7 protein-coding genes are annotated in these 7,374 nt (G+C 70.0%); 4 read left to right on the plus strand and 3 right to left on the minus strand.

Annotation, left to right across the window (positions count from 1 at the left end):
- Positions 1 to 358: 358 nt before the first annotated feature.
- Positions 359 to 1,657 (minus strand): alpha/beta fold hydrolase, encoded by a 1,299-nt coding sequence (locus ACTHJJ_RS00485; protein WP_440300977.1) that lies wholly within the window; start codon positions 1,655 to 1,657, stop codon positions 359 to 361.
- A 114-nt stretch (positions 1,658 to 1,771) separates the two neighbouring features.
- On the opposite strand from ACTHJJ_RS00485, the gene ACTHJJ_RS00490 reads away from it, so the two are divergent.
- The 3 genes from ACTHJJ_RS00490 (at position 1,772) to ACTHJJ_RS00500 (ending at position 5,036) form a co-directional block, all read left to right on the plus strand.
- A complete protein-coding gene (locus ACTHJJ_RS00490) occupies positions 1,772 to 2,368 on the plus strand; it encodes a dihydrofolate reductase family protein (protein WP_440300978.1) in 597 nt (198 codons plus the stop codon).
- A 142-nt stretch (positions 2,369 to 2,510) separates the two neighbouring features.
- Positions 2,511 to 3,956 carry a glycoside hydrolase family 28 protein gene (locus tag ACTHJJ_RS00495; RefSeq protein WP_440300979.1) on the plus strand — a complete coding sequence of 482 codons (1,446 nt, stop codon included), beginning with the start codon at positions 2,511 to 2,513 and terminating at the stop codon, positions 3,954 to 3,956.
- A gap of 39 nt (positions 3,957 to 3,995) precedes the next feature.
- Positions 3,996 to 5,036: a LacI family DNA-binding transcriptional regulator gene (locus tag ACTHJJ_RS00500; protein ID WP_440300980.1), complete on the plus strand. Its 1,041-nt coding sequence runs from the start codon at positions 3,996 to 3,998 to the stop codon at positions 5,034 to 5,036.
- Between the two features lie 106 nt (positions 5,037 to 5,142).
- Here the strand turns inward: ACTHJJ_RS00500 and ACTHJJ_RS00505 are convergent, their stop codons facing one another.
- Positions 5,143 to 5,379: a DUF1059 domain-containing protein gene (locus ACTHJJ_RS00505; protein WP_440300981.1), complete on the minus strand. Its 237-nt coding sequence runs from the start codon at positions 5,377 to 5,379 to the stop codon at positions 5,143 to 5,145.
- A gap of 100 nt (positions 5,380 to 5,479) precedes the next feature.
- The gene (locus tag ACTHJJ_RS00510) at positions 5,480 to 6,661 is read right to left on the minus strand and encodes an acyl-CoA dehydrogenase family protein (protein WP_440300982.1); all 1,182 of its coding nucleotides are present in this window, start codon (positions 6,659 to 6,661) and stop codon (positions 5,480 to 5,482) included.
- A gap of 103 nt (positions 6,662 to 6,764) precedes the next feature.
- On the opposite strand from ACTHJJ_RS00510, the gene ACTHJJ_RS00515 reads away from it, so the two are divergent.
- A partial coding sequence (locus ACTHJJ_RS00515; protein WP_440300983.1) for a TetR/AcrR family transcriptional regulator occupies positions 6,765 to 7,374 on the plus strand: 610 nt, incomplete at its 3' end.

The raw sequence follows: 7,374 nt of genomic DNA on the forward strand, positions 1-7,374 counted from the left end.
TTTGTTGGGGTGTTGGGGGTTTTTTTGGTTTGTGTTGTGTTGGTGGGGTGTGGGGGGGGGGGGGGGGGTTTCCTCGTGGGGTGCGCTTTGTTGGGGGGGGCACGGCCGTCCCGGGGGGGCGGGGGGGGCGGGGGCGCCCCCCGGCGGGACGGAGGGGGTGCGGTCCGCGGAGCCCCAGCCGGTGCCCATGAACTCGACGAAGCCGGGCAGCGCAGCCAGGCGCGGGGGCAGACCGCGACCGGCGATGAGCGGCGGGGGGTCGTCCGGCCACGGAGTCGAGCGGGGTGCCAGCGGCTGTGCTGCGGCAGCCGCGACAGCCTCGCCGCTCCCGGTGCCGGCCGTCGTGATGTCCGCCGCCTCACTCACCGTTCTTCCCTCCGCCCATCTCGTCGATCATCGTGCGCAGCCGGGGGAAGACATCGCCCAGCCGCAGCCCGTCGTGCTCGTACTCGTTGGTCACCCAGGCCCGGACGTTGCCCACCGCAGCTGCGGTCTCGAGCGACAGGCCCGCGTCGACATACATGTCGTCGTAGTAGACCGCGGCCGCGACGGGGACGTCGTTGCGGGCCAGGCGGTCCGGGTCGTAGAGCGGCGACCACTCGGTCCGGGCACTGAGGACCTCGGCGGCACCCGCGAACGGGCGCAGCAACCGGATCTCCTCGAACATCCAGGGGAAGATCATCTCGCCCGTGAACAGCACCGGACGGGCATCCTCCGCGAACTCCGGCAGCTTGTCCCGCACCCGCTGCGCCGCCCAGGCGGTGGCCGTCCCGGCACCGTGCCCGTAGATCGGCTCGTGGAGCGCGGCGAAGAGCGGATTGTCGGCGAAGCTGGACAGCCCGAGCACCTGCCCCAGGAACGTGTCGGTCACCTCGCCGTCCGCGTCGAGGGCCTCCTCGAGCAGCCAGTGCAGCCGTTCGGCACCGGGCTTCATACCGAGATCGATACCGAGGCTCTGGAACCGGCGCACCGTCAGCACGTCGCCGTCCGGGAGGAGAACGTCCGCCACCGAGAGCCGGTCCGCGAGCCGGTCCATCCGCTCCCGATCATGCGGGTATCGGGCGAAGTACTCGAGGTTCTTCGTCTCCACCCGCGCGTACGTGCGCCGATACACCTCCTCGGCGTCCGGTCGGATGCTCGGGAGGCCGCCGGTGATGTAGCACGCCGCGAGGCCCTCCGGCGCCTGCGAGAGGTAGGTGAGCGTGATGAACCCGCCGAAGCTCTGCCCGAGCGTGCTCCAGCGAGGGGCACGGAAGACCCGGGTGCGCAGGTGCTCCGCATCCTTGACGATGGAGTCCGCACGGAAGCAGGACAGGTATGCCGCTGCCGCCCCGTCGTCCTCGAAGCGCGCCATCGTGCGCCCGTCCACTCGCGTGCTCCGTCCGGTGCCGCGCTGGTCGAGCAGCAGCACCCGGTGCGTCTTGAGGGCATGCCCGACCCACCCCGAGGCATCCGTCGGCCGGGGCCCTTTCCCGCCGGGCCCACCCTGGAGGTAGACGAGCACCGGCAGGTCCTCGTGCCGCCGCGTCGGGTCGACGAGCTCACGCGCGAACACGGTGATCTCAGCAGAGGTCTCGGGGGCGTCCCAGTCCAGCGGGACCGCCACCTCATGCTCGCGCACGTGGAGCCCGGGAATCGTGTACTCGGCGCTGATCATGCTTTCCTCACTTCCGCGATGCCTCGACCGACACCACCCGTTGGGCACCGTCGTTCTGGAAGAGTCTGGTACAAGGCGCACAGACCCGGCCTTGGGCGCTCCCGGAGGGGACAGATGAGCACAGTAGTGATGCACGCGGTCGTGTCGGTGGACGGGTTCATCGCCGACGACCACGACGAGGTCGGACCCCTGTTCGACTGGTACTTCAACGGAGACCGGCCCCTGTTCGACGGCAGCGATGACAGCACTCATCCCAGCATGTCGATCAGCGACCGTTCGTACGGCTACGTCAAACCGTTCTGGGACAGCATCCGCTGTGCGGTCGTGGGACGGCGCCTGTTCGACCTCACGAACGGTTGGGAGGCGAAGCCGCCCGCGGGTGAGAACCTCGTGGTCGTGTCACATCGGCCGCGGCCAGACGGGTGGCACCCGGAGGCCGACGTACCGTTCCTGGCTGACGTGACCGAAGCGATCGAGACGGCCCGGCGGCTCGCTGCCGACGGGGTGGTCGCGCTCTCCGCCGGGGACGTCGCGGGCCAGGCGCTCGCGCTCGGCCTGGTCGATGTGGTGGCGATGGACGTCGTGCCGGTGGTGTTCGGCTCCGGCAAACGGTACTTCGGTCGGGTGGACGGTCGATACCTGCTCGAGGACCCCGACGTGGTGGTCCGAGGCAACCGGGTTCTCCACCTGCGATATCCGGTCCGCCGCTGACAGGCAGCAGCGATACTGCACGGTCAGGCGCGCGGGCGATGGGGCCCGGCGGAGTGGCGCCGCTCTCCGCCACCTCTTGACGGGCTCTGGGTGCACCTGTAGGAAAAGGTTTACTCACCGCCCCCTCCACCAGGAGTGACCCATGTCCTGCGAGACCAGCAGACGCACCTTCCTCAGGTGGGCCGGCGCCGCCGGCGCGGCCGCCGCCTTCGCCCCCACCCTCGCCCCGAGCGCCTTCGCCTCCCCCTTCCCGCCCGGCAACCCCTGGGCCCGGGCGGAGTACATCAACGCCAAGGTGCGACGGCCCCACTTCCCCAACCGGTGGTTCGATGTCCGCGATTTCGGCGCCGTCGCCGACGGGACGACGTTGGCGACGGAGGCCTTCGCCCGGGCCATCCGCGCCTGCCACGACGCGGGCGGCGGCCACGTCGTCGTCCCGTCCGGCTCGTTCCTCACCGGGCCGATCCACCTGCTCAGCAACGTCGACCTGCACGTCAGCGAGGGCGCCACCCTCCTGTTCAGCCAGCGTCCCGCCGACTACCTGCCCGCGGTCCTGACCCGCTTCGAGGGCATGGAGCTCTACAACTACTCCCCGCTCATCTACGCGCACGGGCAGGAGAACATCGCGGTGACCGGCTCGGGCGTGCTCGACGGGCAGGCCGACAACCAGCACTGGTGGCCCTGGAAGGGCAAGACCGACTACGGCTGGAAGAAGGGCGACCCGAGCCAGGACGCCGCCCGCAACCGGCTCATCCAGATGGTCGCCGCGGGCGTGCCAGTCGAGCAGCGCGTCTTCGGCGAGGGCGACTGCCTCCGCTCTTCGTTCATCGAGCCGTACGCCTGCCGCAACGTCCTCATCGAGGGTGTGACCATCGTCCGATCCCCGATGTGGGAGATCCACCCGACCCTGTGCGAGAACGTCCTCGTCGAGGGCGTCACAGTCAACTCGCACGGCCCCAACAACGACGGCTGCGACCCCGAGTCGAGCCGGATGGTGGTCATCCGCAACTGCACGTTCGACACCGGCGACGACTGCATCGCGATCAAGGCCGGCCGCAACGCCGATGGGCGGCGGGTCGGCGTCCCGAGCGAAGACATCCTCATCGAGGGCTGTCTCATGCGCGACGGCCACGGCGGCGTCACGATCGGCAGCGAGATGTCCGGTGGCGTCCGGCGGGTCTTCGCCCGCAACTGCGAGATGTCCAGCCCCAACCTCGACATCGCGCTGCGGTTCAAGACGAACTCGGTCCGCGGCGGCTTCATCACCGACTTCTACGCCAGCGACATCACCATCGGCCAGGTGGCCAAGGCGGTCGTCGACATCGACTTCTTCTACGAGGAAGGCCCGGGCTACGGCTTCAACCCGGTCGTCGGCAGCCTCGACCTGCGGCGCATCACAGTGCAGTCGGCGGAGCGGGGCCTCAACCTCCGTGGCTACGAGGACGACCACATCGCCGGGGTGACCCTGCAGGACGTGGACTTCGGCACGACCCGCAAGCCCGACGTCGTCCAGTACGTCGACGGGCTCGTCCTGAGCAACGTCACGGAGAACGGCAAGCCACTGGTCCTCAACGGGTCGGCGGCCTGAGCACACCCCTGCCTGCCGAGCGACGCCGAGGTCTCGTCGATGTGGTCGAATGACGTCGTGCATGGCTCTGCAGCTCCGCCCACGGGTGCCTCTCGGCCGACGATCCATGACGTCGCCCGGCTGGCGGGGGTCTCCATCGCGACGGTCTCGCGGGTACTCACAGGCGCGAAGCCGGTCTCGACGGAGCTGGGCGAGCGGGTCAAGGCGGCCACCGACAGCCTGGGCTACCGGCCGAACCCGGCCGCGCGAGTCCTGCTGAGCGGCAGGGCACACACCATCGGCATCGTCGTCCCCGATCTTGCGAACCCCTACTTCGGCGAGATCCTCAAGGGAGCGACGCCGGCGGCGGCCCAGGAGGGCTGGCAGACCCTCGTGGCGGACTCGGACGAGGATCCCGAGGAGGAGTACCGCTGTGCGATGGAGCTCGCTCGTCGTGTCGACGGCCTCATCCTCTGCGCCCCCCGCATGATGGCCTCACGGATCGCGGAGGTCGCGCGCGCAGTGCCGGCGCTCGTCCTCATCAACCGCTCCGTGCGCGGCAAGTCGGCCGACTCGGTCCTCGTCGACTATGACCTCGGAATGACCGAGCTCGTCGATCATCTCGTGTCGCTGGGCCACCGGCGCGTCGCGTACCTGAGCGGACCCGCGCACGCCTGGTCCGACCGGCAACGCCGCCGGGTCCTCGAGCGGGCGCGGCGTGCCGGGCTCGACGTGGTCGCACTCCCCTGCGGGTCGACGGTGTCGGACGGCCATCGCATGGCAGAGGCGGCGCTCGACAGCCGTCCCACAGCGGTGATCGCCTTCAACGACAACGTCGCCCTCGGACTGCTCAGCCGGCTGCATGAGCTGGGCGTGCGCGTGCCCGAGGACGTCTCGGTGACCGGGTTCGACGACATCCCGTTGGGTGGGCTCACGCCCCCGGGACTGACCACGGTCGGGGTGCCGAAGCAGGCCCTCGGCCGGCTGGCCTGGCAACGCCTGTCGGCCGACCGCGGGCAGGAGCCCCAGACCGTCAGCACCAAGGTGCCCGTCGAACTCGTGGTACGCGGGACCACCGGCCCGCCGCCGGGCACTGCCTGAGGTCTGGAAACAGCTCAGCCCAGCGGCATACGAAACGGGTATGTCGCTGGGCCGCCTCCCAACGTGAGTGCCCCGGGTGCCTTGCAGGCACCCGGGGCAGCTGGGCTCAGGCCTCCGGCAGCTCGGCGAACCGCTGCTTGGCGTCCCGGTACCAGTCCATCGACCGCTTGGGGTGGCGCCAGCGGGCCTTCATCTCCTCGCGCGCCGGGTGGTGAGCGGTGTCGCCGGCCTTCTCCGCCTCCTTCAGGTGGCGGTCCTGCGCCTTGATGACGTCGTCCGCGGTCTCACCACGGTGCTCGAGGTCGCAGGGCCCACCCAGCTGCCGGCAGGTCATCGTCTTCATGTCGCTCCGTCCTTCCGGATGTGGCTTCGCGTTGTGCTTTCATCCTGTCTGACGATCGGGGCCGCGCGGATGTGACAGGCGTAGAGATCTCGGCCGGATCTCAGCGGAAGGCGGCCTCTCCAGTGACGGCCCTGCCGATGACGAGCTGGTGGACCTCGGAGGTGCCCTCGTAGGTCAGGACCGACTCGAGGTTGTTGGCGTGCCGCATGACCGGATACTCGGTCGTGATCCCGGCGGCACCGAGGATGGTCCGGCACTCCCGCGCGATCGCGATGGCCTCCCGCACGTTGTTCAGCTTCCCGAGGCTGACCTGCTCGGACGCGAGCCGCTCCTCGTCCTTGAGCCGGCCGAGGTGCAGGGCCAGCAGCATCCCCTTCCCGAGCTCGAGGGTCATGTCGGCCAGCTTGGCCTGGGTCAGCTGGTAGGACGCCAGGGACCGGTCGAAGATCTCGCGGTCGCGGGCATAGGCGATGGTCGCCTCGAGGCAGTCGCGTGCCGCGCCGAGCGCGCCGAAGACGATCCCGTAGCGCGCCTCGTTGAGGCAGGACAACGGCCCGGACAGCCCGGCCACCCCCGGCAGGACCGCCGAGCCCGGCAGCCGCACCTCGTCCAGGACCAGCTCACTGGTCACCGACGCGCGGAGCGAGAGCTTCCGCTTGATCTCCGGGGCGGAGAACCCAGGCGTTTCGGTCGGGACGACGAACCCGCGGATCCGGTCGTCGGTCTGCGCCCACACGACGGCGACGTCCGCGACCGACCCGTTCGTGATCCACATCTTGTTGCCCGTGAGGACCCAGTCGTCCCCGACCCGGCGAGCCCGCGTGCGCATGCCGGCGGGGTTCGACCCGAAGTCCGGCTCGGTGAGGCCGAAACAGCCGATCGCCTCGCCGGCGGCCATCCGGGGCAGCCACTCCTGCTTCTGCTCCTCCGACCCGTGCCGCCAGATCGCGAACATCGCGAGCGAGCCCTGCACCGACACCAGCGACCGCAGGCCCGAGTCGCCCGCCTCCAGCTCCATGCACGCCAGCCCGTATGCCGTCCCGCTCGTCCCAGCGCAGCCATACCCCTCCAGGTGCATCCCGAGCACCCCGAGCCGGCCGAGCTCCTTGGCCAAGTCACGTGCCGGCAGCGACCCGGCCTCGTACCACTCGCCCACCTCCGGGCGGATCCGGTCCTCGACGAACCGGCGCACGGTGTCACGGATAGCCAGATCCTCCTCACCGATCAACGCGTCGGTGCCGAACAGCTCGAGCGGGGCAGTCGGTGCAGCGGTGCGTGCCATGCCAGTCTCCATCCCAGTAGGCTAATGCTGTTCGGATATTAACCGAACGCTATTCGTTTCGACAACGGTGATCCGCGCGGTGGGCGCAGGACGGAGAAGCAGCATGGCCAGGCCACGGACACCCCTGCTCAGCACCGACACGATCCGCGACACCGCCCTTCGCCTCATCGACGAGCACGGCCTGACCGAGCTGTCGATGCGTCGCCTCGCGGACGCCCTCGGCGTGCAGCCCTCGTCTCTTTACGGCCACTACGCCAACAAGGACGAGGTCCTCGACGCCGTCGCGAACCTGCTCATCACCGAGGTCGACACGACCGGATTCGCGCGGGGTTGGCGCGAGGGCCTGCTCGCCTGGGCCCGCTCCTACCGCGCCGCGCTCGCCGCGCACCCGAACTGCGTGCCGCTCATCGCCTCCGGCACCCAACGCCGGGAACAGTTCCTCGAAATGGCCAACTCAGTCCACGGGGGACTCGTCGGCGCCGGCTGGCCCCCGCGACGCGCCACCGAGATCTCTGGCGCCGTCAAGTACCTCGTCATCGGCGCCGCCTCAACCCCCTTCGCCTCCGGCTTCGCCGACGACGTCCAGGTCTACCTCGACCGCTACCCGCACCTCACCCAGGCGCACCGGCTGCGCGCCGAGGCCACGCGCATCGACCACGACAGCTTCGAGCTCGGGCTCACCAGCCTCATCCGGGGCCTCGAGCCGGGACCGG

The sequence above is a fragment of the Intrasporangium sp. genome, assembly GCF_051961875.1.
In the GTDB taxonomy this organism is placed as follows: Bacteria; Actinomycetota; Actinomycetes; order Actinomycetales; family Dermatophilaceae; genus Intrasporangium_A.